At 51.5% G+C, this 25,633-nt stretch carries 20 protein-coding genes, 1 tRNA gene and 1 other RNA gene; 7 read left to right on the top strand and 15 right to left on the bottom strand.

Translation table 11 applies throughout. The features are described from left to right. Positions 1-102: 102 nt before the first annotated feature. From oppF to J9880_RS20175, 7 genes are all read right to left on the bottom strand, one after another. Positions 103-1,107: a murein tripeptide/oligopeptide ABC transporter ATP binding protein OppF gene (gene oppF, locus J9880_RS20150; RefSeq protein ID WP_095925114.1), complete on the bottom strand. Its 1,005-nt coding sequence runs from the start codon at positions 1,105-1,107 to the stop codon at positions 103-105. 29 nt (positions 1,108-1,136) lie between these two features. Continuing rightward, complete coding sequence (gene oppD, locus J9880_RS20155; protein WP_195817028.1) at positions 1,137-2,138, bottom strand: ABC transporter ATP-binding protein; 1,002 nt, start codon at positions 2,136-2,138, stop codon at positions 1,137-1,139. A gap of 29 nt (positions 2,139-2,167) precedes the next feature. After that, positions 2,168-3,076, bottom strand: a complete 909-nt coding sequence (gene oppC, locus J9880_RS20160) for an oligopeptide ABC transporter permease OppC (RefSeq protein WP_095921643.1) — start codon at positions 3,074-3,076, stop codon at positions 2,168-2,170. 15 nt (positions 3,077-3,091) lie between these two features. After that, on the bottom strand, positions 3,092-4,012 hold the full coding sequence (gene oppB, locus J9880_RS20165) for an oligopeptide ABC transporter permease OppB (RefSeq protein ID WP_095921642.1): 921 nt from the start codon (positions 4,010-4,012) through the stop codon (positions 3,092-3,094). 187 nt (positions 4,013-4,199) lie between these two features. Beyond that, positions 4,200-5,840, bottom strand: a complete 1,641-nt coding sequence (gene oppA / locus J9880_RS20170; RefSeq protein WP_095921641.1) for an oligopeptide ABC transporter substrate-binding protein OppA — start codon at positions 5,838-5,840, stop codon at positions 4,200-4,202. Positions 5,841-5,905: 65 nt separating this feature from the next. Then, positions 5,906-6,040, bottom strand: a complete 135-nt coding sequence (locus J9880_RS25090; RefSeq protein WP_268247531.1) for a hypothetical protein — start codon at positions 6,038-6,040, stop codon at positions 5,906-5,908. Between the two features lie 981 nt (positions 6,041-7,021). Next, a complete protein-coding gene (locus tag J9880_RS20175; protein WP_013575947.1) occupies positions 7,022-7,666 on the bottom strand; it encodes a YchE family NAAT transporter in 645 nt (214 codons plus the stop codon). A 530-nt stretch (positions 7,667-8,196) separates the two neighbouring features. On the opposite strand from J9880_RS20175, the gene adhE reads away from it, so the two are divergent. After that, positions 8,197-10,866 carry a bifunctional acetaldehyde-CoA/alcohol dehydrogenase gene (gene adhE, locus J9880_RS20180; protein ID WP_119827368.1) on the top strand — a complete coding sequence of 890 codons (2,670 nt, stop codon included), beginning with the start codon at positions 8,197-8,199 and terminating at the stop codon, positions 10,864-10,866. A gap of 91 nt (positions 10,867-10,957) precedes the next feature. On the opposite strand, the gene J9880_RS20185 is transcribed toward adhE, so the two are convergent. Then, positions 10,958-11,566, bottom strand: coding sequence for a thymidine kinase (locus tag J9880_RS20185; protein ID WP_131693316.1), 609 nt, complete (start codon positions 11,564-11,566; stop codon positions 10,958-10,960). A 622-nt stretch (positions 11,567-12,188) separates the two neighbouring features. Here J9880_RS20185 and hns point away from each other — a divergent pair. Next, positions 12,189-12,596, top strand: a complete 408-nt coding sequence (gene hns / locus J9880_RS20190) for a histone-like nucleoid-structuring protein H-NS (RefSeq protein ID WP_013575950.1) — start codon at positions 12,189-12,191, stop codon at positions 12,594-12,596. Positions 12,597-12,805: 209 nt separating this feature from the next. On the opposite strand, the gene J9880_RS20195 is transcribed toward hns, so the two are convergent. The 4 genes from J9880_RS20195 to rssA form a co-directional block, all read right to left on the bottom strand. Beyond that, on the bottom strand, positions 12,806-13,813 hold the full coding sequence (locus J9880_RS20195; RefSeq protein WP_119827372.1) for an NAD-dependent epimerase: 1,008 nt from the start codon (positions 13,811-13,813) through the stop codon (positions 12,806-12,808). A 9-nt stretch (positions 13,814-13,822) separates the two neighbouring features. Then, complete coding sequence (locus tag J9880_RS20200) at positions 13,823-15,166, bottom strand: UDP-glucose dehydrogenase family protein (RefSeq protein ID WP_095921637.1); 1,344 nt, start codon at positions 15,164-15,166, stop codon at positions 13,823-13,825. A 216-nt stretch (positions 15,167-15,382) separates the two neighbouring features. Beyond that, positions 15,383-16,396 carry a two-component system response regulator RssB gene (rssB, locus tag J9880_RS20205; protein WP_119827374.1) on the bottom strand — a complete coding sequence of 338 codons (1,014 nt, stop codon included), beginning with the start codon at positions 16,394-16,396 and terminating at the stop codon, positions 15,383-15,385. A gap of 96 nt (positions 16,397-16,492) precedes the next feature. Continuing rightward, positions 16,493-17,404 (bottom strand): patatin-like phospholipase RssA, encoded by a 912-nt coding sequence (rssA, locus tag J9880_RS20210; protein ID WP_095921635.1) that lies wholly within the window; start codon positions 17,402-17,404, stop codon positions 16,493-16,495. A 148-nt stretch (positions 17,405-17,552) separates the two neighbouring features. Between rssA and J9880_RS20215 the strand changes: the two genes are divergently transcribed. The 4 genes from J9880_RS20215 (at position 17,553) to J9880_RS20230 (ending at position 19,373) form a co-directional block, all read left to right on the top strand. Next, complete coding sequence (locus J9880_RS20215) at positions 17,553-18,017, top strand: YchJ family protein (protein ID WP_095921634.1); 465 nt, start codon at positions 17,553-17,555, stop codon at positions 18,015-18,017. A gap of 43 nt (positions 18,018-18,060) precedes the next feature. After that, positions 18,061-18,909: a formyltetrahydrofolate deformylase gene (gene purU / locus J9880_RS20220; protein ID WP_013575956.1), complete on the top strand. Its 849-nt coding sequence runs from the start codon at positions 18,061-18,063 to the stop codon at positions 18,907-18,909. A 212-nt stretch (positions 18,910-19,121) separates the two neighbouring features. Further along, positions 19,122-19,206 (top strand) — tRNA-Tyr (locus J9880_RS20225). A 37-nt stretch (positions 19,207-19,243) separates the two neighbouring features. Further along, a non-coding RNA gene (locus J9880_RS20230) (RtT sRNA) lies at positions 19,244-19,373 on the top strand. A gap of 50 nt (positions 19,374-19,423) precedes the next feature. Here J9880_RS20230 and J9880_RS20235 read toward each other — a convergent pair. From J9880_RS20235 to J9880_RS20245, 3 genes are read right to left on the bottom strand one after another with little or no spacing between them, the layout of a single operon-like run. Further along, positions 19,424-21,256, bottom strand: a complete 1,833-nt coding sequence (locus tag J9880_RS20235) for an ABC transporter ATP-binding protein (RefSeq protein ID WP_232769843.1) — start codon at positions 21,254-21,256, stop codon at positions 19,424-19,426. Between the two features lies 1 nt (position 21,257). After that, complete coding sequence (locus tag J9880_RS20240) at positions 21,258-22,691, bottom strand: M81 family metallopeptidase (RefSeq protein ID WP_232769844.1); 1,434 nt, start codon at positions 22,689-22,691, stop codon at positions 21,258-21,260. A gap of 12 nt (positions 22,692-22,703) precedes the next feature. Further along, complete coding sequence (locus J9880_RS20245) at positions 22,704-23,843, bottom strand: ROK family transcriptional regulator (RefSeq protein ID WP_095921631.1); 1,140 nt, start codon at positions 23,841-23,843, stop codon at positions 22,704-22,706. 234 nt (positions 23,844-24,077) lie between these two features. Between J9880_RS20245 and J9880_RS20250 the strand changes: the two genes are divergently transcribed. Next, a complete protein-coding gene (locus J9880_RS20250) occupies positions 24,078-25,622 on the top strand; it encodes an ABC transporter substrate-binding protein (RefSeq protein ID WP_131693311.1) in 1,545 nt (514 codons plus the stop codon). The last annotated feature ends 11 nt before the right edge of the window (positions 25,623-25,633 follow it).

Genomic DNA, 25,633 nt, shown 5'->3' on the forward strand with positions numbered 1-25,633 from the left:
TCCCATCTGAATGACGTAGCAGAACGATACGTAAAGAAAACGAAGACGAAAAAAAACCTGCCACTGGCAGGTTTTTTTATGCATTGCGTCTGAGGAAAACAATCAGAGCGGATCGACTTTCAGGCAGGACACCGCGTGGCGGAAGCTGCCTTCCAGCAACGGACGGGTCACCGCACATTCAGGTCCGGCAATCGGGCAACGGGTACGGAACACGCAGCCTGATGGCGGGTTGATCGGCGAAGGTAACTCCCCTTCCAGTAACTGAATCACTTTATTGCGCTCTTTATCCGGATCCGGCACCGGCACCGCAGACATCAGCGCACGGGTATACGGATGCTGAGGATTGTTATACACCTCATCATACGTCCCCAGCTCGACGGCATGCCCGAGGTACATCACCAGAACGCGATCGGAAATGTGTTTAACCACCGCCAGATCGTGCGCGATGAAGATCAGGGATAAGCCCATCTCGCGTTGCAGTTGTTGCAGCAGGTTGACGACCTGCGCCTGAATGGACACATCCAGCGCAGAAACCGGCTCATCACAGATAATCAGTTTCGGCTCAAGGATCAGGGCGCGCGCGATACCAATACGCTGACACTGACCGCCGGAAAATTCGTGCGGGTAACGGTTAATCAGGTTAGGCAGCAGCCCGACCTTTAACATCATTGCCTTCACTTTTTCCTTCACCTCAAGACGAGGCATTTTCGGATTATAGGTTTTCAGCGGCTCGGCAATGATTTCACCGATGGTCATACGCGGATTAAGGGACGCCAGCGGATCCTGGAAAATCATCTGGATATCGCTGCGCGTGTGGCGCCATTCGTTATCCGACATGTTCAGCAGATCTTTGCCCAGCCAGGCCACACGACCGTCGGTGGCTTTCACCAGCCCAATCAGCGCACGGGCAAAGGTGGATTTACCGCAACCGGATTCACCGACCACGCCCAGCGTTTCACCTTCATAAAGACGCAGGGTGACACCATCCACCGCTTTCAGGGTTTTCGAAGGCTGCCAGAACCATTGTTTTCCGTCTTTGATGTCGAAATGAACCTTCAGATCGGCCACTTCGAGCAGCACTTTTTTCTCAGGGGCGTGAGTGTTCATCGCCGCGCTGTTCATGATTGTGTTGTCTGTCATACCAGTTCCTCCAGCGGCTTGTAGCAGGCACGCAGGCGACCATCACCGAAACGCTCCAGCGGTGGCGCTGAGGCGCAAATATCCATCGCATACGGGCAGCGGGGCTGGAACGGACAGCCTTTTGGCAGACGCAGCAGGTTTGGCGGGTTGCCCGGAATGGTCAGCATCGCGCCGCCTTCAGCATCCAGACGAGGAACCGCATTGAGCAGACCGATAGAATACGGATGGCACGGCTCATAAAAAACATCGCGGGCACGGCCATATTCCATCGTACGCCCCGCGTACATCACCAGCACCTTGTCGCAGATCCCGGCGACGACACCCAGATCGTGGGTAATCATGATAATGGCGGTATTGAACTCAGACTTCAGTTCATTAAGCAAGGTCATGATCTGCGCCTGAACGGTCACGTCCAGGGCGGTCGTTGGCTCATCGGCAATCAGCAATTTTGGACGGCACAGCAATGCCATCGCAATCATCACACGCTGGCGCATACCACCGGAGAATTCATGCGGGAACATCTTCATACGCTTGCGGGCTTCCGGCATTTTCACCGCATCCAGCATGCGTACGGATTCCTCAAACGCTTCGCGTTTGCTCATCTTTTTGTGCAGGATCAGGACTTCCATCAGTTGCTCGCCGACCCGCATGTACGGGTTGAGAGAGGTCATCGGATCCTGGAAAATCATCGAAATCTGTTCTGCGCGCAGCTTGTTCAGCTCGTTTTGCGGCAGGTTGAGGATTTCACGACCATTAAATTTCGCCGAACCTCCGATGCGACCATTGCTGGCCAGCAGGCCCATCAGGGCAAACGCGGTCTGGGATTTACCGGAACCGGATTCGCCGACGATGCCTAAGGTTTCACCGGCACGCAGGTCGAAATTCAGATCGTTAACCGCCGTGACATCGCCGTCAGGCGTTTCAAAGGTGACACGTAAATCTTTGACATCCAGAAGCGTCTGGCTGCCCTTCGCATTCTGCAGTGCAGAAGCGGGCATATGTTCAATCGTGCTCATGGTTGCACTCCTTAACGATCTTTCGGGTCGAGGGCATCACGCAGGCCATCGCCGATAAAATTGAAACAGAACAGAGTTACAACCAGGAAGCCTGCCGGGAACAGCAGTAACCAAGGTGAAACTTCCATCGAGTTGGCACCATCGCTTAATAACGCGCCCCAGCTGCTCAGTGGCTCCTGTGTCCCTAATCCTAAGAAGCTCAGGAAGGATTCAAACAGGATCATGCTCGGTACCAGCAGTGAGGCATACACCACCACGACACCCAGCACGTTTGGCACAATGTGGCGCAACACGATATTTCGCGTGCTCACACCGCTGACCAGCGCCGCTTCGATGAATTCTTTACGTTTCAGGCTCAGGGTCTGACCGCGCACGATACGTGCCATGTCGAGCCAGGACACCATCCCGATCGCCACGAAAATCAGCAGGATATTTTGCCCGAAGAAGGTCACCAGCAGGATCACGAAGAACATGAACGGGAAGGAGTTGAGAATTTCCAGCAGACGCATCATCGCGGAGTCAATTTTACCGCCCAGATAGCCGGACAGGGATCCGTACAGCGTACCGAGGATCACCGCCACCAGCGCAGCCGCCACACCGACCATCAGGGAAATACGTCCACCAATCGCCACGCGTACCAGCAAATCACGGCCTGAGGAGTCAGTCCCGAAATAGTGGTGAGAGGCGAAATCCGGTGCCGCTGACATCATATTCCAGTCAGTATCGTCGTAGGCAAACTGCGATAACATCGGGGCAAATGCCACGAATAACGCAATAAACGCCAGTACGATCAGGCTGGTGACCGCAGCACGGTTGTGCATGAAACGGCGTCGTGCATCCTGCCACAAACTGCGGCCTTCAACTTCCAGTTTTTCGCTGAAGTTTTCCACGACGTCGCTATTTTTCTTACTTAACATCATTGACGTACTCCGGCATTAATAACGGATTTTCGGGTCGATGACGGCATACAGCACGTCGACGATCGCATTGAACAAAATGGTTAATGCGCCCACTAAAATGGTCAGGCTCAGTACCAGGGAGTAGTCACGGTTTAATGCCCCGTTAACAAACAACTGGCCGATACCTGGCAATCCGAAAATGCTCTCGATGACCATCGAACCGGTGATAATCCCTACGAAGGCCGGTCCCATGTATGACAATACCGGCAGCAAGGCAGGTTTCAGTGCATGACGCAAAATAATGCGGCGCAGCGGCAACCCTTTGGCACGTGCTGTACGGATGAAGTTGGAGTGCAGGATTTCAATCATCGAACCCCGGGTGATACGCGCGATACTGGCGATATATGCCAGTGAAAGTGCCACCATCGGCAGGATCATATATTTCGTGCCACCGCCGTTCCAGCCGCCGCCAGGCAACCATTTAAGCGTAATGGCAAATATCAGCACCAGTAACGGCGCGACCACGAAACTGGGGATAACCACCCCGGTCATCGCAATGCCCATCACCGTGTAATCCCATTTGGTGTTTTGATTCAGTGCTGCAATCACCCCTGCACTCACACCAAACACAATCGCCATGATGAATGCCGCCAGACCCAGTTTTGCTGAAACCGGGAACGACGCCGCCACCAGGTCATTCACTGTGTAGTCTTTATATTTGAACGACGGGCCGAAATCGCCTTTTGCCAGTTGTTCTAAATAGTGGAAATACTGCTTATACATTGGGTCATTGAGGTGATATTTCGCCTCAATGTTCGCCATGACTTCTGGCGGAAGATTACGCTCACCCGTAAAAGGGCTGCCCGGTGCGAGACGCATCATAAAAAACGAAATGGTGATCAGAATGAATAGCGTCGGAATCGCTTCCAGACAGCGGCGTAAAATAAACTTTAACATTGCCCGTACCTGTTTCTAAGCCTGTCACTACAGCTTGATAGTTTTTGGCTTGGTCACGATGCCCCTGAACAAAGGGCATCGTGGTGGCTCTTTGTTTCAGCGCCGAAAGCCGGTGCTGAAATCATTACCTTCATCAAAATAGAACGAGCAAGGCAGCTCGGGGATGCCTTGCCCGGACACTGATGGATTAGTGTTTGATGATATACAGATCTTTCACGTAGACGTTGTCCTGTGGATCTTTACCGGTGTAACCGCCGACGTAAGGTTTCACCAGACGCGCGTTCACGTAGTAATAGACAGGGACAATGGCAGAGTCTTTATCAAGCTGGGTTTCAGCTTTCTGATACAGCGCCGCGCGTTCGTCATCGGTTTTCACTGTCAGAGTGTCAGCGATGTCTTTATCAAACGCCGGGCTCTTATAGTGGGCAGTGTTGTTGCTGCTGTCAGACAGCATGGTGTTCAGGAAGGAAGAAGGCTCGTTATAGTCGGAGCACCAGCCTGCACGCGCGATATCGAAGTTACCCTGATGACGGCTGTCCAGGAAGGTTTTCCATTCCTGGTTAACCAGTTTCACGTCAACACCCAGGTTTTTCTTCCAGATAGCGGCAGCGGCGATAGCCAGCTTTTTGTGCAGATCAGAGGTGTTATACAGCAGTTCGAAAGTCAGAGGCTTCGCAGACGTGTAACCGGCTTCGGCCAGCAATTTTTTAGCCTGCTCGTTGCGTTGTGCCTGAGTTTCTTTGAACCAGGCCGGAGGCGTCAGTTTTGCACCGTCAGTGTAAGGCGGGGTATAGCCATACGCTGGCAGGTCGCCCTGTGCTTTCACTTTATTGACGATGATGTCGCGATCCAGACCCAGTTTCAGAGCTTCACGCACGCGTGAGTCAGTGAACGGGGCTTTCTGGTTGTTGATTTCGTAGTAGTAAGTACACAGATACGGGTCAACGTGAACTTCAGTTGGGATTTCTTTTTTCAGCTTCTGGAACAGTTCGATCGGCATGTTGTTGTAGGTCATGTCGATTTCGCCGCTGCGGTAGCGGTTAACGTCAGTCACTTCTGAAGAGATTGGCAGGTAAGTGACCTGGTTGATCACGGTTTTCGCGTTATCCCAGTAAGTCGGGCTGCGTTCAAGAACGATACGTTCGTTGACGGTCCAGGCTTTCAGTTTGTATGCGCCGTTGCTCACGTAGTTTTCTGGTTGGGTCCATTTGTCGCCAAATTTCTCAACAACACTTTTGTTTACCGGTTTCATCGCGGTGTGAGACAGCATTTTTACGAAATAAGGAACAGGTTCGGTCAGGGTCACCTGCAGGGTATGGTCGTCAATCGCTTTCACACCCAGAGTATCAGGGCTTTTCTTACCACTGATGATGTCATCGATGTTTTCGATGTGACCGTATTGCAGGTAGCTTTCATACGGAGAGGCTGTTTTTGGATCAGCCAGACGCTGCCAGCTGTAGACGAAATCCGCCGCGGTGACAGGGTCGCCGTTTGACCATTTTGCATCCGGACGCAGGTGGAAGGTCCAGACTTTAAAATCTTTGTTGTCCCAGGTGGTAGCGACGCCAGGGATCACACTGCCGTCTTTGCTGTCGGTATTCACCAGACCTTCCAGCAGATCACGGATTACGTTGGATTCCGGTACGCCTTCGACTTTATGTGGGTCCAGGGACTGAACTTCAGAACCGTTGTTACGCACCAGCTCCTGTTTAGCCGCCAGTGTCACGCCTGCAGGCACATTCGCCGCGAATGCGTTATTGATGGAAACTGAGCTCACTGCTGCAAGAATGCAGGCAGCCAGCAGATTTTTTTTTGTGATGTTGGTCATTGTATTTCAACTCCAGTTTTTATTATGAACTTGCACGCCGGGGTGCAAGATAAACCCTTGCTGGGTCAATGGGTTTCAAAAGCAGGAACGAATTGCTCAAGAAAGGCCCCCCATGTTGTTGCCACCCGCAGATGGCTGTCCCCTATTACTGCATGTATTACCTGATAATGCGCTTGAAACGTCTGGCTGTTGTTCGCCATGCGGTTTCCGGGGTCGTTAAGGATGACCCCACTCCATTAGATCCACCCCGTGCGCAATAAAACTGCATTTCACCGCGCACCAGGTAATCACATACTGTTATTCCGAACCTTAACAATATTATTTTCTTATTCGCCCGACTTAGGGCAACAGAAAGTCCTTCGCGGTTAAGCGCCCGAAATCAATTAATCAGAAGATAAGCTGAAGAGTTGTTTTGCTGAACAGACAGAGTTAACAGCAGGCCGTGCAATGTCGTCAGCGCAATACCCGGCTTTCTTTTCGCAAAAAGCAGGTGAGGATAATTTTGTGGCAGGCAATGCGACACGACACTCTCCAAAAACAAATGAAATGGCTTCTATCTTTCTGTCTCTAGCAAGATTCATTCTCACTTAGAGCATTCCGCTTAACAAAATTCCATTTTTGAAGGCGATTTGAAAATTATCAGAAGCCTGATACCGGCGCCAATAAATTTTGCAAATTTGTTACGCAATTCTCTTTTACCGGTTACAGACCGTAAAGCACCCCGGTTGAGCAATACTCAAAACGCTATCCCAACCCGTTGTATTACATCATCTTTATGTCAGGTTTTGGCGCGAAATTCAGGTTGCGGGCTGCTCAGGAAGCATCCTGATACAATCAGTTAACATTCAGAGGTTTTCAAGGATAAACATCTGTTAACTGCTGTATTAACACTAATAACATCTCGATACGGCATGCACAAGCCTTACAGAATGATGTGGATAAATTAGCGCCAAAGCGGGCAATAAAGAGGGGGGTTTAGCGAAATATTCGCTAAGTTTATTAGAAGAAATGAAGACTTGGATTAAAAAGCAGAATGAGACAGGGCTTTACGCCACATTTGGGTGCAATCGCTCTTAATTACGTCATTAGCTGCACTATATTAATGCATTGCATTATAAGGAAGGGTAATAATTATCACGGAAATCCATAAGTGTTTCCGTGATAATTCGGGGACGAAGGGATTAAAGCAGGCCGGGGAAAATCGCTTTAATGCCTGTCACAATAAATTCAATGCCCAGAGACATCAGTAACAGTCCCATGATACGGGTAATAACGTTAATCCCGGTTTGACCCAACAGGCGAACCAGTAAAGGTGCCGCCCGGAACAACAGCCAGCAACAAAACGCAAAGAAGATAATGGCCAGCGTCAGCCCCAGCAGATTTGGCCAGCTGTGATAGCGCGAACTCCAAACAATCGTCGAGCTGATCGCACCGGGTCCGGCCATCAGCGGCAGTGCAAGAGGCACGACACCGACATTTTCACGGATCGCGGTTTCTGATTTTTCCTGCTTGTTCTGTTTATCTTCACCGAGTTTACCGCTGATCATCGACATCGCGATCGTCACCACCAGAATGCCGCCCGCGATGCGGAACGAATCAATGGAGATGCCGAAGAGATGTAAAATCGCGTCGCCCAGAAAAAGTGCGGTCGACAATATAATGGCTACCGACAGGTTTGCCGTCATATTGGTTTTATTGCGCCCTGCTGCCGCCTGATAACTGGTCATGCTGATGAACACGGGCAAAATCCCCACAGGGTTGACCAACGCAAACAGCCCGACAAAGAATTTGATATACCCTGAAAAATCTAATAAAGATTGGCTCACGCAGAACTCCGCACAATTATGCCAGCAGATGAAGGTTTTGATGGGCGCTAATGTACTGGAATTGCAGTAAAGGCGCCACGCCGATTCACAACTTTTATCACCAGAATTTGATTAAAAAGCAGTGAATACCACTTTTGTTAAAACAGCGTAATTTTAACGACACAAATCACAGATAAATTGTATTCAATTTGAGCAAATTTGATAATCAATCGCACTTACCCCATGCTGAAAGGTGTCAGCATTATGGTTTAGTGATCCAGATCAAATTAACCCTGCCCACAAATAGGTAATCTCAGTGCATAGTCACTCAGCGGTACTTGTAGAACAAATGTTCATTTATGTCGCCGGATGACAACTTTTTGACTACACAGGTGCTTCATTACTGAAAGCTCTTTGAGCAAATAAAGAGACAAAGACAACACATTGAGAAATCTAGCTTTAATTAGTTTCTCACGGTGACTGATAGCAGGTCTATACTAGTCTTTGGCAGGTTATTTACTAAAAGAGTTTAACTTTATCAGGAGAGCATTATGGCTGTAACAAATGTCGCTGAACTGAACGCACTCGTCGCTCGGGTCAAAAAAGCACAGCGCGAATATGCCAACTTCAGTCAAGAGCAAGTCGATAAGATTTTCGCTGCCGCCGCCCTGGCTGCTGCCGATTCTCGAATTCTGCTGGCAAAACTGGCTGTTGAAGAATCCGGAATGGGTATCGTCGAAGACAAAGTGATTAAAAACCACTTCGCCTCTGAATATATCTACAATGCCTACAAAGATGAAAAAACCTGTGGCATCCTGGGTCAGGATGACACTTTCGGTACCATCACCATTGCAGAGCCAATTGGTCTGATTTGCGGTATCGTTCCGACTACCAACCCAACTTCTACTGCGATTTTCAAAGCGCTTATCAGCCTGAAAACCCGTAATGGCATCATCTTCTCCCCACACCCACGTGCTAAAAATGCAACGAACAAAGCTGCGGATATTGTTCTGCAAGCCGCCATCGCTGCGGGTGCGCCAAAAGACATCATCGGCTGGATTGATGAACCAAGTGTAGAACTGTCTAACCAGTTAATGCATCACCCTGACCTGAACCTGATTCTGGCAACAGGCGGCCCGGGCATGGTGAAAGCAGCTTACAGCTCTGGTAAACCAGCCATCGGCGTTGGCGCGGGTAACACCCCGGTTGTCGTTGATGAAACTGCAGATATCAAACGTGTCGTGGCTTCCGTTCTGATGTCCAAAACCTTCGATAACGGCGTTATCTGTGCGTCTGAACAGTCCATTATCGTGGTTGAATCTGCTTACAACGCAGTTCGCGAACGTTTCGCTTCCCACGGTGGCTACATGCTGCAAGGGAAAGAACTGAAAGCGGTTTCAGACATCATCCTGAAAAACGGCGGCCTGAATGCGGCAATCGTGGGTCAGCCAGCGGTGAAAATTGCTGAAATGGCCGGCATCAAAGTGCCAGCAAATACCAAAGTGCTTATCGGTGAAGTCAGTGTTGTTGACGAATCTGAACCCTTCGCACATGAAAAACTGTCCCCTACCCTCGCGATGTACCGCGCGAAGAATTTTGAAGATGCGGTCTCTAAAGCAGAGAAACTGGTAGAAATGGGCGGTATCGGTCACACCTCTTGTCTGTACACTGACCAGGACAACCAACCAGAACGTGTTAACTATTTTGGCAACAAAATGAAGACAGCACGTATTCTGATTAACACCCCGGCTTCTCAGGGTGGTATCGGTGACCTGTACAACTTCAAACTTGCTCCTTCTCTGACGCTGGGTTGCGGTTCATGGGGTGGTAACTCCATCTCTGAAAACGTCGGTCCTAAACACTTGATCAACAAGAAAACTGTAGCGAAGCGAGCAGAAAACATGTTGTGGCATAAACTTCCGAAATCTATCTACTTCCGTCGTGGCTCTCTGCCAATCGCACTGGAAGAAGTGGCGACCGATGGAGCAAAACGCGCCTTCATCGTGACTGACCGCTACCTGTTCAATAACGGTTACGCTGACCAGATCACCAGTGTTCTGAAAGGCCACGGTATTGAAACTGAAGTCTTCTTCGAAGTGGAAGCGGATCCAACACTGAGCATTGTTCGTAAAGGTGCTGAGCAGATGAACTCCTTCAAACCAGACGTCATCATTGCGCTGGGTGGTGGTTCACCGATGGATGCGGCCAAAATCATGTGGGTTCTGTACGAACATCCGGACACTCAGTTTGAAGATCTGGCTCTGCGCTTTATGGATATCCGTAAACGTATCTACAAGTTCCCGAAAATGGGCGTGAAAGCGAAAATGATCGCTGTCACTACCACTTCAGGTACTGGTTCAGAAGTCACACCGTTCGCTGTGGTGACTGACGATGCGACAGGTCAGAAATACCCACTGGCTGACTATGCGCTGACCCCGGACATGGCTATCGTTGATGCCAACCTGGTCATGAACATGCCGAAATCACTGTGTGCTTTCGGTGGTCTGGATGCGGTGACTCACGCACTGGAAGCTTACGTTTCTGTACTGGCAAACGAATATTCAGATGGTCAGGCTCTGCAGGCGCTTAAACTGCTGAAAGAAAACCTGCCAGCCAGCTACAAAGATGGCGCTAAAAATCCGGTTGCCCGTGAACGTGTTCACAACGCAGCGACTATCGCAGGTATCGCGTTTGCTAACGCCTTCCTTGGGGTTTGTCACTCAATGGCCCACAAACTGGGTTCTGAGTTCCACATTCCACACGGCCTGGCTAACGCCATGTTGATTTCCAACGTTATCCGTTATAACGCCAACGATAACCCAACTAAACAGACTGCTTTCAGTCAGTATGACCGCCCTCAGGCGCGTCGTCGTTACGCAGAAGTTGCCGACCATTTAGGTCTGGGCGCACCTGGTGACCGTACTGCACAGAAAATCCAGAAACTGCTGGCATGGTTGGATGAAATCAAAGCGGAACTGGGTATCCCAACCTCAATCCGCGAAGCAGGCGTTCAGGAAGCTGACTTCCTGGCTAAAGTAGACAAACTGTCTGAAGATGCTTTCGATGACCAGTGTACCGGTGCTAACCCACGTTACCCACTGATTGCTGAGCTGAAACAGATCCTGATGGATACTTACTACGGCCGTGAATTCAGCGAAGATGTGGCAGAAGAAGTGGTTATTCCTGCGCCAAAAGCTGAAAAGAAAACCAGCAAAAAATAATCTGCTGAGATTCTGATAGTAAAAAACCCGCTGAAAAGGCGGGTTTTTTTATGCGTCATACTGACAATGCTGACAGGGGATTTTAAAAGCCTCAGAGAAGCGGGTCATTATCCTTTATGTCTAACGCGGCCATCGCTTCCTTGTAGTGTCTGCGACACACAGACACATAGCTTTCATCCCCCCCGATAACGACCTGTGCACCATCGTGCAGAGCATTGCCCTTTTCATCGAGCCTCAGGTTGCGGTTTGCCTTACGGCCACAATGGCAGATGGTTTTAAGCTCAACCAGCTTATCCGCCCACGCCAGCAAATATTCGCTGCCTTCGAAAAGCTCACCACGAAAATCTGTGCGTAAGCCATAACAGAGCACCGGCACGTCTAAATCATCCACCACATCCGTGAGCTGCGAAACCTGAGTCTTAGTAAGGAACTGACACTCATCAATCAGGACGCAACTCAGACGCTGTGAACGGTTCTCCTGAGCGACCAGGTTAAAGAGTTCAGTCTCTTTATTGTAGAGTTCTGCAGGCGATGACAGGCCGATACGTGAACTGACTTTGCCCACACCAAAGCGGTGGTCTAATTCGGCAGTGAGTACCAGCGTGCGCATACCACGTTCTTGATAATTATATGAAGATTGCAACAACGAGGTGGATTTACCGGCATTCATCGCCGAGTAATAGAAATAAAGCTGAGCCATGAAGGAGTGACCCCATAAAGTAATGGATGGCGTAAATTTTCGGCGTGCATTGTACCACATGCCCGGCAGTCGATAACAACGCGCGTCATCTGGGTAATCCGCAACGGATACAACCGTCTCATTTAAAAAAATCACAGAAACTTACAATCAAAAATTATAATGGCATGGAACAATATCTTGTTATCACCTCGCCTCAATACCCGTAAAGACCGCATTTCTTATATGCAAATACCGCAGGGTTATTGGTTTGTCTATACATTCATCCTGATGAATAGAATGCTTTATCACAGAGAAGCTTTTGTGGCAGCGCGGCCTTAGTGCCCTGTTTTTCCATATCCTTACATAACATAACTTCACTTTGCGTTTAAATTTGTGAACAATCGCAGGCTTATAAAACAGCATACGTAACGCAACAATTACCCCCGACTGAGTATTGAAAATAGGGTAATCCCCCTCAGATAAATAGCGTGAATGGACCTGGCTATATTTACCCTTCCGGAAACGTTATTTGCTTTAAATGCGTAAATTAAGGTCAGGTAAACAAATTGGCTATTGCAGAATACAGAAGAGCATTCTATTATTAGCCAAACGCCCCCCACCAATATAATTTGAGACTAGTATAATGAGCGAAGCATTAAAGATTCTGAACAACATCCGTACTCTGCGCGCACAAGCGAGAGAATGCACTCTGGAAACTCTGGAAGAGATGCTGGAAAAATTAGAAGTTGTTGTGAACGAGCGTCGCGAAGAAGATTCTCAGGCAGCTGCTGAGATTGAAGAGCGTACCCGTAAACTGCAACAATACCGCGAAATGCTGATTGCTGACGGTATCGATCCAAATGAATTGCTGCAAACTATGGCAGCGACTAAAGCAACCGGTAAAGCTAAACGTGCTGCACGTCCGGCTAAATACAAATACGTTGATGAAAACGGCGAAAACAAAACCTGGACCGGCCAGGGCCGTACTCCAGCCGTGATCAAAAAAGCAATCGAAGAGCAAGGCAAATCACTGGACGATTTCCTGCTGTAATTGCCCGTATTAACCCTCGAGTTAATACTAAAAAGCCCATCTTTATGATGGGCTTTTTGTTTTTAATAGGCTGTCATATTCTTCTGACAAATACAAAAAATGCAGATAAAACACCCGCCACCGTCAGGGAATTAAATATCCATAAGATTTAACTGATTCCATAAAAAAAGGCCGCATCAGCGACCTTTCTGTAAGCAAAACATTCCGACTTACACCTGATAAAAGTCCCGATACCAGTCAACAAAACGCTGCACGCCCTGCTCTACCGGCGTCTCAGGCTTAAAGTTAATGGCTTTGGATAATGGCGCAGTATCCGCACTGGTTTCGTGTACATCGCCGGGTTGCATTGGCAGCATATTCTTCGCTGCTTCAATTCCTAACGCTTTTTCCAGCGCGCTGATATACGTCATCAGCTTCACCGGATTGCTATTCCCAATGTTATACACGCAATACGGTGCGGAACTGCTGGCCGGGGAACCGTTCTCCACCGTCCAGTCAGGATCAGCCTGCGGAATAACGTTTTGCAAACGAACAATGGCTTCGGCGATATCGTCGATATAAGTGAAGTCGCGACGCATTTCACCGTGGTTATAAACATCAATGCTCTGACCCGCCAGTATTGCTTTGGTGAACTTAAACAAAGCCATATCAGGGCGTCCCCACGGACCGTATACGGTAAAGAAACGTAATCCGGTGGTAGGTAAGCTATAAAGATGTGAATAGGTGTGAGCCATTAATTCATTGGCTTTTTTGGTCGCCGCATACAACGAAACAGGATGGTCTACAGAATCATCCGTCGAAAAAGGCTGTTTTTTGTTCAGACCATAAACTGAACTGGATGAGGCATAAAGCAAATGCCCCACCTTATTATGGCGACAGCCCTCGAGAACGTTAACAAATCCTGTCAGGTTTGAATCAGCATAAGCCAGAGGATTTTCGATTGAATATCGGACACCCGCCTGCGCCGCTAAATGGATAACACGTTCAAAACGCTGTTCAGCAAACAATGCCGCCATACCTTCGCGATCAGCCAAATCCAGCTTAATAAACTCAAAGCCGTCTTTATTTTCCAGCTGCGCCAGGCGGGCAAATTTCAGATTGACGTCATAATAGTCGTTCAGGTTATCAATGCCGATAACAGAATGACCGGCTGCCAACAAACGTTGTGACACATAGAAGCCAATAAAGCCCGCCGCGCCGGTGACCAGATATTTCATGAAAACTCCTTACAAAACGGGATTGATTGATGCGCCACGGCCGATGCCGTAGTAAGTAAATCCGCGTTTTTCCAAACGTTCAGGATCGAATAAATTGCGACCGTCGAAGATAACCGGTTCTTTTAAAGCTTTTTTGATCACATCGAAATCGGGGGCACGGAAACTCTGCCATTCAGTACAAATAATCAGCGCATCAGCATTCTGCAACGCGGATTCTTTGGTGCCCATCAATTCCAGATCATCACGGTGACCGTAAATACGCTGGGTTTCATTCATGGCTTCCGGATCGTAGGCTTTTACTTTTGCGCCTGCCGCCCAGAGCTGTTCCATTAATACACGGCTGGATGCTTCACGCATGTCATCGGTATTAGGTTTAAAGGAAAGGCCCCACAGAGCGAATGTTTTGCCTTTCAGATCCTCGCCAAAATGGCGCTGAATAAAGGCTGGCAGTTTATATTTTTGCTGATAATTCACCTGCTCCACTGCCTGCAGTAGTTTTGGCTGATAGCCAATATGCTCAGCAGTGCGGATCAGCGCCTGCACATCTTTAGGGAAGCAGGAACCGCCATAGCCACAGCCAGGATAAATGAAGTGGTAGCCAATGCGGGAGTCTGAACCAATGCCCTGACGCACTTTCTCAATATCCGCGCCCAGCATCTCTGCCAGATTGGACATTTCGTTCATGAAGCTGATTTTGGTTGCCAGCATGCAGTTCGCCGCATATTTGGTCAGCTCAGCACTGCGGATATCCATCAGGATCATGCGATCGTGATTACGGTTAAAGGGTTCGTAGAGTTCACGGATCGGGTCAATGGCATCCGGGTTATCCGTACCGATGACAATACGCTCAGGTCGCATACAGTCAGCAACCGCGGCACCTTCTTTCAGGAATTCCGGGTTGGAGACCACATCGAAACTGATATCAACGCCGCGTTCTTTCAGTTTTTCTGCCATGACCGCGCGCACTTTATCCGCAGTACCGACAGGAACGGTTGACTTATCAATCACGACTTTAGGTTCAGTCATATGTTCAGCAATGGTACGTGCCACCGCAGTCACATATTTCAGGTCAGCAGAACCGTCTTCATCTGGCGGAGTTCCCACGGCGATAAACTGGACCGTTGCATGCGCCACGCCTTCAGCCGCATTGGTGCTGAACAGCAGACGCCCTGCTTCATAGTTGCGCTGAACCAGTGGAGTCAGGCCTGGTTCGAAAATTGGAATCTGCCCGTTTTTCAGGTTTTCTACTTTCTTTGCATCCACATCGATGCACAATACTTCATGCCCGACTTCTGCAAGAACCGCAGCCTGAACAAGTCCTACGTAACCGATACCAAAAACTGTTACTTTCATCAGCGAATTCCTATTTGTTTTGTCCAAACAACATAAATTACCGTTCTAGAATTTTCCGCACGCATTATACCAGTTTCGCACAGGCGTGCGCCTGCAAAGGCATATTATGCATTAAGATAGGTCTTAGAAGATTGAAATGGAAAATGCAGGCCTAATAACGTGCAGAAAAAATACTCAATATTATTAACGTATTATTATCAACAACAATAAATCCGCTCATTCTACAGACAGCATTAATCTCAGACGCCCACCCGATCCCCAGACCTGACACTGCCAGGCATCGCATTTCTGACTGATTTGATTGGAGTATGTCGAGCCGGTCGTTCCCAGCGGGACACCGTTACTGAGCTGGATCATATTGCTGCCGGTATTGACGTTGGCATGTAAACCCGCAGAAACCAGAATGAGATTTTTGAAACCGGCGTGATAATAACCCAGCAGCAAAGGAAATTGCCCTTCCAGATTCGCCTGCTTGAATAAATGATTGACCTGTTTGAGCAGCGTAGACATCTGCGGCAATCGCTGATTCTGATTGCTTAAATGCTCACGTAATAAGCTGTTAAAGATTGCGCGTAACAATAAAGCGGCAAGCACACCATTTTCACTGGCGCGGGTGACGTCCAGACAATAGAAGCCCAGATCTTTGGAAGACAGCGCGGCAATATCCAGCACCAGCCCCGGATTTTCCGCACTGGTCAGCTGACGGTAATTAATGCGGCAATGCGCCAGCGTCTGCTGAACCGGCGGCTGCAATTCCTGTAACAGGCGTTGTGCTTCGTTGGGATTACGGCACAGCGCCTCCCAGTCCTGCACCAGCGAACTCTCCTCCATCGCCTGGGATGAAAACAGCTTTGGGTATAAAGAAGAAAGTAAGGCTTCACGCAACCGGTTGAGATCGTTAATCGGTTTAAGCAGGACATCTTCTACACCGAGACGTAGCATAGAGGCGACATCGGTCATTTTGTCGGTGGCGGAGATCACCAGAACAGGAATTTTAATCCCCTGTAAGCGCAGATTTTCGACGAACTCCATGCCCCCCATTTCAGGCATGGCTAAATCACAGAGGATCAGATCAGGCGGGTAGTCTTCGACCAGAGACAAAGCCTCAAGACCATTTTCAGCTTCGGTAAAGGTGGCACCCAGTGAACTTACATAGCCAGCAAGTATGGATCGGAAAACGGCTTCGTCTTCAACGATGAGAATATGCTTGCTTGTAAGTGGCTTGTCCATCAGGGTCCCCCAGAATTTCTTATTCTAATAGTGGCTCATAAAGCCCGTTTTTGCTTGGCAGAATTGTCAGATTCACCCAAACACATTTTAAGCCGTTCAGAACTGTCTATTTTTTATCAGGGGCAGCAATTGCTCTCTTTGTTTTTCAACGGCAAGACGCCCCGCTTCGATGGCTTCTTCTGCCCGGTGGAAATCCAGCGTAGAAATTTGCGGACAATAGGGCTGAAGCAGCACATCAGGCGGATCGCCTGCCATGCGGTTACGCTTGAGCCGGTTTTCCAGCACCTGAATGGAGGTCGACATGATTTCCATGGCTGACGGACTGACATTCGGCTTGCGGGCATTTGGCCGGGTCAGACGCTGGCGGATCCGGTCACGCCAGCTCACTTCTTTGTCAGTATTCAGTGCTTCGCCGGTCGGCTGCACGGTCAGCAAATCCTGCTGCATCAGATGCGCATCATGCTGGAGATCGACCGCAATCACGATATCCGCGCCTAATGCCCGGGTCAGCGAGACCGGCACCGGGTTCACCACCGCGCCGTCCACCAGCCAGTAACCGTTGTGCCACACCGGTGCCAGTAACCCCGGCATACTGCACGAGGCGCGGATAGCCTCATGCAAATCCCCTTTGGTCAGCCACAACTCGCGTCCGGTACTCAGGTTGGTGGCGACGGCACCAAACTTCTTCGAACACTTCTCAAATTCATCGATGCGGATCAACTGCCCGACGGCGTTAAACACGCGCTCGCCGCGCAACAATCCTCCACGTTTCCAGGAGAAATCCATCAGCCGCAACACATCCCAGTAGCTGAAAGACCGCACCCAGCTTTCAATGGCCGGTAACCTGTTGCTGACATACGCCGCGCCGACCAGTGCGCCGACCGAACAACCGGCCACAACATCTATCTCTATATCCATTTCTTTCAGGGCATTGATCACCCCGATGTGCGCCCACCCTTTCGCCGCTCCCGAACCGAGGGCAAGACCAATGGTGACTTTTCTGCTCATCTGATGACCTTATATTGCACATAGCGTTAGAATCAGCGGGGAAGCGCGTTGTCACCCGGCGAGGTTGTTAGGTAACATATCGCTTTGGTGCATTCAATAGCGCAACCTGCGCTATTGAATGTGTAAGCCCTGCGAATCAGGAGTTTCCGTGTCAGAACTTTGCCCATGTTGCAGCCATCTTCCTTACGAAGAATGTTGCCAGCCATACATTTCTGAGACCCGCGTGGCGCCCACACCGTCCGCGCTGATGCGATCACGCTACACTGCTTACGTCCTGAAAAATGCGAGTTATCTGATCGCCACCTGGCACCCGGATTGTCAACCCGAACAATGGCGTGACAGTTTACAGGAAGGCTTTGCCAGCACGCACTGGCAGGGTTTGCAGGTGATCAGCCAGTCGGAAGGACGCGATGCGAATGAAGGATTCGTTGAGTTTGCGGCGCGATTTACCGAAACCGGCAGCGAACCCCTTCATTTAATCCACGAGCGTTCGCGATTTCTTCGTTTGAAAGATCGCTGGTACTATATCGACGGAATTAAACCGCAGACAGGCCGCAACGACGCCTGCCCGTGCGGGTCGGGTAAAAAATATAAGAAGTGCTGCGGTAAATAATTCAACCGTATTATTTTAAGTCTTGGACAGGATCCACACCCTCATGCCGCAACAGAACGTACAAACCAAGGTATTACGCACCATTTGCCCTGATGCAAAAGGTCTGATCGCCAAAATTACCAACATTTGCTACAAGCACGAACTGAACATCGTGCAGAACAACGAATTCGTGGATCACCGCACCGGACGTTTCTTTATGCGTACCGAGCTGGAAGGGATTTTCAACGACACCACCCTTCTCGCCGATCTCGACAGCGCGCTGCCTGCGGGTTCCGTGCGTGAACTGAACAGCACCGGTCGTCGCCGTATCGTGATCCTGGTGACCAAAGAAGCCCATTGTCTGGGTGATCTGCTGATGAAAGCCGCGTATGGCGGACTGGATGTGGAAATTGCGGCGGTGATCGGCAACCACGATACCCTGCAAACGTTGGTGGAACGCTTTGATATTCCGTTCCATCTGGTGAGCCACGACGGTCTGACCCGCGAACAGCACGACAGCGCGATGATTGCGCAAATCGACCAGTATCAGCCTGATTATGTGGTTCTCGCGAAATACATGCGTGTGCTGACACCGGGCTTTGTGCAGCATTATCCGCATCAGGTGATCAACATTCACCACTCGTTCCTGCCTGCCTTTATTGGTGCACGTCCGTACCATCAGGCGTATGAGCGGGGTGTGAAGCTGATTGGTGCCACGGCGCATTACGTTAATGACAATCTGGATGAAGGCCCGATCATCATGCAGGACGTGATTAACGTCGATCACACCTATACCGCCGAAGATATGATGCGTGCCGGGCGTGACGTTGAGAAAAACGTGCTCAGCCGCGCGTTATACCGTGTGCTGGCACAACGCGTGTTTGTTTACGGAAACCGTACCGTCATTCTGTAATCCGCGTCCTGACGGTGTTTTTCGCTCAGAGAAACACCGTTAAGGGCAAAAAAACCGCAAACAAACTTTATTATCGCTTTCAGCGCTTTACACCTTCGGCTTATTTGGTATTATGCGCCCCGTTCGCAGCTAACCGCTGCAGCGACAAAAATCATCCATGTAGCACATGATGATTTAGGCCAGAAGTAAGTAGTAAATGCCACAAAAGTTGTGGTGGGGTTCCCGAGCGGCCAAAGGGAGCAGACTGTAAATCTGCCGTCATCGACTTCGAAGGTTCGAATCCTTCCCCCACCACCATCTTCCAGATATTCCCGCCTCTTTCGAAAACTCCAAATAAAAATACAAATCGGGAAAGATAGAGAACCTTCGACCCGAAGGTTTGAGCCGAGCGAAGCGAGACAGCGTTGCGCAGCAACGACCCGCAGGGCGAGGCCAAAGGCCGGGTCATCCTTTCCCCACCACCATCTTCCAGATTCATCCTCGAGTTTATCTGTAGAAAAACCTTCCTGTTATATTAAATCTGAACAAAATGTCCTGCTGACACTTCCTGATACTGCCTTTGCGGTGGAATATAGCCGTTGTCGCGTACCGGACTTTTCAGTTCATCCACCTGCATTTGTCGTTTCAGCATTCTGCGCGACGGATCCGGCACCGGCACTGACGCCATCAGTTTGCGTGTATACGGATGCTGCGGATTATCGAATATCGCCGCACGCGGGCCTATCTCCACAATCTCCCCGAGATACATCACCGCCACGCGATGACTCACCCTTTCGACCACCGCCATATCGTGCGAAATAAACAGATAAGACAGATTCATGCTTTCCTGCAAATCGAGCAGCAGATTCACCACCTGCGCTTTCACGGAGACATCCAGCGCAGAGACGGATTCATCGGCGACAATCACTTTCGGATCCAGTGTCAGGGCGCGCGCGATGCAAATCCGCTGGCGCTGACCGCCGGAAAACTCATGCGGAAAACGGCGCAGCATGTCCGGTGACAGCCCGACTTTTTGCAGCAGTGAAGCGGCTTTCTCTCTGGCATCACGGCGGTTGTGCAGTTTGTGTTGCAGCATCGGTTCGATCAGTGCGTCGCCAACGCGCATACGCGGGTTCAGGCTGGCAAACGGATCCTGAAAAATCATCTGGATACGCTGGCGCATCTGCAAAACGTCACGTTTTCCCAGATTCATCACATCAAAGCCATCAAAATCGATCGCCCCGCTGTGCGGTTTCAGCAGACGTGTTACCGCGCGGCCGGTGGTCGATTTCCCGCAACCGGATTCGCCGACCAGTGACAGCGTTTCGCCCTGAAATAAATCAAAGCTGATGTTTTCCACCGCATGCACCGCACCGACCTGGCGGCTGAAAATACCGCCATAAACCGGAAAACGGGCGCTGAGATTTTTCACCGATAGCAAAGGCGTCAGCCCTGTATCGACTGTTCCCGCCACTTCCTCTGGCACGCTCGCTTCACCGGTTTGCAGATTGATTTGCGGGAACCGTAACGGCCAGCCACGCCCCTGCATTGAGCCGAGTGTCGGTACGGCGGCCAGCAACGCGCGGGTATAAGGATGTTGCGGACGATGGAAAATATCCTCCGTCGCCCCGCTTTCCACGGCTTCACCGCGATACATCACCAGCGTGCGGTCGGCGATTTCCGCCACCACGCCCATATCGTGCGTGATAAACAGCACCGCCATGCCTTCTTCTTCCTGCAACGTTTTAATCAGATCCAGAATCTGTCCCTGAATGGTCACATCCAGCGCCGTGGTGGGTTCGTCGGCAATCAGTAATTTAGGTTTCAGCGCCAGCGCCATCGCAATCATCACGCGCTGGCGCATGCCGCCGGAAAACTGATGGGGATACTCATCAAATCTTTTGGCCGCGTTGGGAATGCGCACCTTTTCCAGCAACCGCAGTGTTTCCGCCCGCGCCTGCGCCGACGACATCCCACGGTGCCGCTTCAGGCTCTCGGCAATCTGCCTGCCGATACTGAAAGTCGGATTCAGCGAGGTCATCGGCTCCTGAAAAATCATCGCCATCTCGTTGCCGCGAATATCGCGCATCTGCTTATCCGAAAGGGTCAGCAAATTGCGCTGATTCAGCCAGACTTCGCCCTCAATCCGGCTGCTTTGCGCTTTCAGCAAACGCATCACTGACAGCGACGTCACGCTTTTCCCGGAGCCGGATTCCCCGACGATCGCCAGCGTTTCACCGGGATACACCTCAAAAGACACTTCACGCACCACCGGCAGCCAGTCGTCATCGCCGCGAAACGAGGTGGTGAGATGCTTCACGCTCAGCACGGGCTGACGGTTTACAGGCTGTCCGGTGGTCTGGTTCATCTTATTTGCTCCTGGAGGAAAGTTGCACCTGCGGCACATAGCTGAAATCACGATCAAACGGGAAAGTTTTGCACGGCTTGCGGTTGCGTGGCAGACGTTCGACAAACTGATCAACCACGCCGTTCGACAGCGCCATCAGGTTCGGGCTGGCAATCGGTGCCAGTTCCGGCGAAAGGTAACCGGATTTCACCACCACGATGTCTGCGTTATGCGGATCCAGTTCCAGCACGGTAAAATCGCTGATGTTGTGATACGGACGGCGGCGCGCCGAGACCACCACATCAATTCCACCAATGCGAAGCACGGCCTGACGGTCAGCCGGTGTCAGTGCGTCGAGCAGGAACACCACGTCGAACTCGCCTTTCACCTGCGGGCTGGAATGATCAAGTGACGCGCCGAGTGTCAGCGTCAGTGTGGATCCCACACCGGCATTGAAGGCCGCATCCGTCGCCGGTGCATCGGCAATCCCGGCCACCAGGGTATTTTGTGCATACTGTTTGATCAGCTCCTGCAACACATCGGCGCGGTCACCTACGCCGCCACCGGTCGGATTATCGCCGGAATCCGCCAGCACCACCGGCCGCGTTTCACTGGCAATCGCCTTTTTCACACAGGCTTCTACCGTGTCAGTCTCACAACCAAACACAAACTCTTCCCGCGCGTCCCAGTAAGCCTGCGCCAGTTGAGTCGCCTGCTGTTCCAGCACAGCGCGGTCAGTGCCGGTCATGATCACCGCCGCCGTTGCCCGTGGCTCATCGGCCCAGACATAACCGACCATCAGCGAACTGTCCCACACGCCGTCAACTTCATCCATTTCAGGCAGACGGGCGTACAAACTTTTCGCCGGTTCATCTTCCGTGCTGGTGCGCTCGCCCGGTAACACCACCGGCACCGGCACCCACAGCAACGTCGGTTTCACGCCGGTTTGCAGATGCTTAACCAGCATGGCGACAGAACGACGCATGGTTTCTTCCACGTCGATATGCGGCGCGGTGCGGTAGGTCGAAAACATATCAATGGCGTCAATGATGCGCTGCGAGACATTGCCGTGCAGATCGTAACTGACGCTGATCGGGCAATCCGGCCCGACGGCCTTACGGGCGGCGGCAATCCAGTCACCTTCGGCATCTTCCAGCCCTTCAACATACATCGCGCCGTGCATCGCCAGATACACGCCGTCAAACGGCTTTTGCGCCTCTAATCCTGCCAGCATTTCCGCTTTGAATTTATCGTAAGTCGCCCGCGCGACCGGGCCACCGGCAATGGCGCGGGCGTGGATTGTCGGTAAAAACGTCGCCGGATAATCCTGCAAAAAACGAAAACGCGGCGATGCCAGTAACTGCGCATCGCGCACGACGGTAAAATCCTTTTCCTCATTAAGCACCGGATTGTAAGTGCTGCATTCAATATGGATACCGCTGACCGCTATACGCATGTTGCTCATTCCTCAGACAGGCTTCAGACCGACCAGAAAGCGGTGTGCGGCAATACTCGCCGCCGCGCGCGCCCAGGTGTCGTCGTTTAGGGTAAAAGTGCGAACCGGCGTTTTACCGGCATTGCCCGGCAGCACGTTGGCCTCCACAGACTGATGGACAACCGTGCCAAACAGCCCGGAAAAATCGGCGTCCTGATGGGCAATCAGGATCAAGTCCGGGTCATTGATTTGAATCAGATGAGATATGGCTAAACCCAGCGCAGAACCCGCGCGGTGCAGAATGCGGATGGCTGCCGTCTGGCCCTGCATGGCCAGCTGTTCCAGCCCGCCGATCGTCGTGGCCTCCAGCCCCTCCGTTTTGGCCATTTCGGCAATCGCATTGAGTGACGCCAGCGTGTCGAGGCAGCCGCGCTTGCCGCAGCGACACGGCGAGCCGTTCAGCTCCAGCGTACAGTGGGCGATTTCCCCCGCACCGCCATGCAAACCGCGATGCAACTGCCCGGCAATAAAATGCGCACTGCCGATCCCCGCGCCGTGGCTGACCAGCGTAAAGCTGCTGAGATCCCGCGCCTGACCGAAACTTTTCTCGCTCACCGCCAGTGCCTTGGCATCATTTTCAATGGCCACTTCCATGCCGGTGGCCTGCGAAATCAGCTTCGCCAGCGGCACATCCCGCCAGCCCAGCAGCGCCGACTGCACGCAGGTCGACTGATGTTCATCGATAAGACCGGAGAGCGTCACGCCCAACCCGACCAGCTTTTTTGCCGCCTCGGGATGAGGCTCAAGTAATGCCGGTAAGGCGCTGGCGATATTCGCTGCCAGCTGTTGCGGATCGGCATCGGCCGCAAAAGACACCCGCGAAAGGATTTCGCCGTGCAAATTGATCAGCGCCATCTGCGCCGGATTTTGCAGCAAAGAAACGCCGGCAAACCACGCCCCGTCCGGATGCACCACCAGCCTGACCGACGGTCTGCCCTGCCCGCTGCCCGGCACCGTTTCCGCTTCATGCAGAAAACCGGCCTCAATCATCTCGCGCACCACACCGCCGATCGCCGCCTTGCTCATTCCTGAGATTTGCGCCAGTTCGGTGCGGCTCAAATGGCCGGAGGCATTCACTGCGCCTAAAATCTGACGTTGCAAAGTTGTTAGCATATTCGTTTTGGCGCTCTCAGTTTTCGCTCATCTGCATTGACATTAAACGGTAGAAATGGATATATCAATGCTAATTAGTTCACAAAATAAACTAAATGTTACGATATAAGTATTTCATATGAACTATTAATGAAATCTCTTTGTTAAAACAAACTGTGATTAAAACCGGCGTTTTAGCGAACCGGCAGACTGAGCCAGAGCCACTTCATCCGATTTTTACCCAGAGGGCAGAACATGAAGATTACCCGTTACATCCGGCGTCCCGTGCAGTTATCGCTGCTGAGCAGCGCACTTCTCGCCGTCTTTTCGCTGCCGGTGTTTGCCGCCACGCTGAACGTGATGCAAAACGAAGCGCCGCGCAGCATGGATCCGGGCAACCAGACCGCGACTTTTACCGGCACGGTGCTGGATCCGATGTATGAAGGTCTGCTGCGCATGTCGCCACAACTGAAGCCGGAAGCGGCGCTGGCGACCTCCTGGAGCAGCGATGAAAGTGGTCTGGTGTGGACATTCAAACTGCGCAGCGGCGTGACTTTTCACGACGGCACGCCGTTTAACGCCGACGCGGTGGTCGCCAACTTTGCCCGCCATCTCGACACAAAACGCGGTCTGGCCGCCAGCGGACGTCTGCGCACCTTCCTCGACAGCGTGACCAAAACCGACGAGTCCACCGTGGTGTTCAAACTGAAAAAACCGTATCCGGCCTTCCTGAATTTACTGACCACCGGCGCCTGTCTGATGGTCAGTCCGGCGGCAGATAAAACCGGCACGCTGGACAGCAAAGCTGTCGGCACCGGCCCGTACAAAATGGTGCAATACAAAACCGGCGAATTCGTGCTGGAAGAAAAATATCCGGGCTACTGGGGCGATAAAGCCGCCGGGCCGGACGACATCAAATGGACCTGGAGCGCCGAGCCGTCCGTCATGAACATGGCCCTGCAGGCCGGTGAAGCCGACGTCATCAACCCTGTCCCTCCGCAATTTGCCCGTGTACTGAAAAACAATCCGAAATTCAGTCTGCATGAAAGCCCGGGAGCGGCCGTGTTCTGGGTCGCGCTGAATACCGACCTCAAACCGCTGAGCGATGTCCGCGTGCGCCAGGCACTGAACTACGCCACGGACCGCGACGGACTGGTGCGCGCCATTATGTCGGGCTTCGCACAACCGGCGAATTCCCCGCTGGCACCGGTCACCGCCGGTTATGACAAAACCCTGAACCCGTATCCGCTGGATCTGGCGAAAGCCAAAGCGTTGCTGAAAGAAGCAGGCGTTGCCGACGGCTTTACGATGTCAATTGCCGTGCAGGGTCAGGACGCGCGTATCGGTCAGGTGCTGCAAAGCATGTGGGCGAAAATCGGGGTGAAACTGGACGTGAAAATCATGGAAAGCGGCGTGTGGACGAAAGCCGCGTTTGCCGATCAGGCGGGTAAAAAGGCCGATAACACCGGCGCGGTGCTGGCGTCATGGTCTTCCGGCGCGAATGGCGCCGATCTGCAACTTCGTCCGCTTTACTACAGCAAAAGCTTCGCACCGGGCGGCGCGAATCTGGGCTTCTTCAGTGATGCAAAACTCGATGAAATGTTAGACAACGCGGCCTCGACGCTGGATGAAAATACCCGCAATGCCATTTACGTCGATGCGCAGAAGGAAATTAACCAGCAGGCGCCGCAGGTTCTCTTGTATTACCAGAACGATTTGTATGCCACCGGCACCGGGGTATCGGGCGTCACCATGATCCCCGGCGGACAAATTGTGGTGAAAGATGCACAGAAAAAATAACCGCAGCATTT

Origin of the sequence: Rahnella victoriana, assembly GCF_021276285.1 — a bacterium.
Lineage (GTDB): Bacteria > Pseudomonadota > Gammaproteobacteria > Enterobacterales > Enterobacteriaceae > Rahnella > Rahnella victoriana.

Excerpts from the sequence above, each read along its gene's own strand:
- oppF (WP_095925114.1), bottom strand. The coding sequence starts at position 1,107 with ATGAACACTCACGCCCCTGAGAAAAAAGTGCTGCTCGAAGTGGCCGAT.
- oppD (WP_195817028.1), bottom strand. The coding sequence starts at position 2,138 with ATGCCCGCTTCTGCACTGCAGAATGCGAAGGGCAGCCAGACGCTTCTG.
- oppC (WP_095921643.1), bottom strand. The coding sequence starts at position 3,076 with ATGATGTTAAGTAAGAAAAATAGCGACGTCGTGGAAAACTTCAGCGAA.
- oppB (WP_095921642.1), bottom strand. The coding sequence starts at position 4,012 with ATGTTAAAGTTTATTTTACGCCGCTGTCTGGAAGCGATTCCGACGCTA.
- oppA (WP_095921641.1), bottom strand. The coding sequence starts at position 5,840 with ATGACCAACATCACAAAAAAAAATCTGCTGGCTGCCTGCATTCTTGCA.
- J9880_RS25090 (WP_268247531.1), bottom strand. The coding sequence starts at position 6,040 with ATGGCGAACAACAGCCAGACGTTTCAAGCGCATTATCAGGTAATACAT.
- adhE (WP_119827368.1), top strand. The coding sequence starts at position 8,197 with ATGGCTGTAACAAATGTCGCTGAACTGAACGCACTCGTCGCTCGGGTC.
- J9880_RS20185 (WP_131693316.1), bottom strand. The coding sequence starts at position 11,566 with ATGGCTCAGCTTTATTTCTATTACTCGGCGATGAATGCCGGTAAATCC.
- hns (WP_013575950.1), top strand. The coding sequence starts at position 12,189 with ATGAGCGAAGCATTAAAGATTCTGAACAACATCCGTACTCTGCGCGCA.
- J9880_RS20195 (WP_119827372.1), bottom strand. The coding sequence starts at position 13,813 with ATGAAATATCTGGTCACCGGCGCGGCGGGCTTTATTGGCTTCTATGTG.
- J9880_RS20200 (WP_095921637.1), bottom strand. The coding sequence starts at position 15,166 with ATGAAAGTAACAGTTTTTGGTATCGGTTACGTAGGACTTGTTCAGGCT.
- rssB (WP_119827374.1), bottom strand. The coding sequence starts at position 16,396 with ATGGACAAGCCACTTACAAGCAAGCATATTCTCATCGTTGAAGACGAA.
- rssA (WP_095921635.1), bottom strand. The coding sequence starts at position 17,404 with ATGAGCAGAAAAGTCACCATTGGTCTTGCCCTCGGTTCGGGAGCGGCG.
- purU (WP_013575956.1), top strand. The coding sequence starts at position 18,061 with ATGCCGCAACAGAACGTACAAACCAAGGTATTACGCACCATTTGCCCT.
- J9880_RS20235 (WP_232769843.1), bottom strand. The coding sequence starts at position 21,256 with ATGAACCAGACCACCGGACAGCCTGTAAACCGTCAGCCCGTGCTGAGC.
- J9880_RS20240 (WP_232769844.1), bottom strand. The coding sequence starts at position 22,691 with ATGCGTATAGCGGTCAGCGGTATCCATATTGAATGCAGCACTTACAAT.
- J9880_RS20245 (WP_095921631.1), bottom strand. The coding sequence starts at position 23,843 with ATGCTAACAACTTTGCAACGTCAGATTTTAGGCGCAGTGAATGCCTCC.
- J9880_RS20250 (WP_131693311.1), top strand. The coding sequence starts at position 24,078 with ATGAAGATTACCCGTTACATCCGGCGTCCCGTGCAGTTATCGCTGCTG.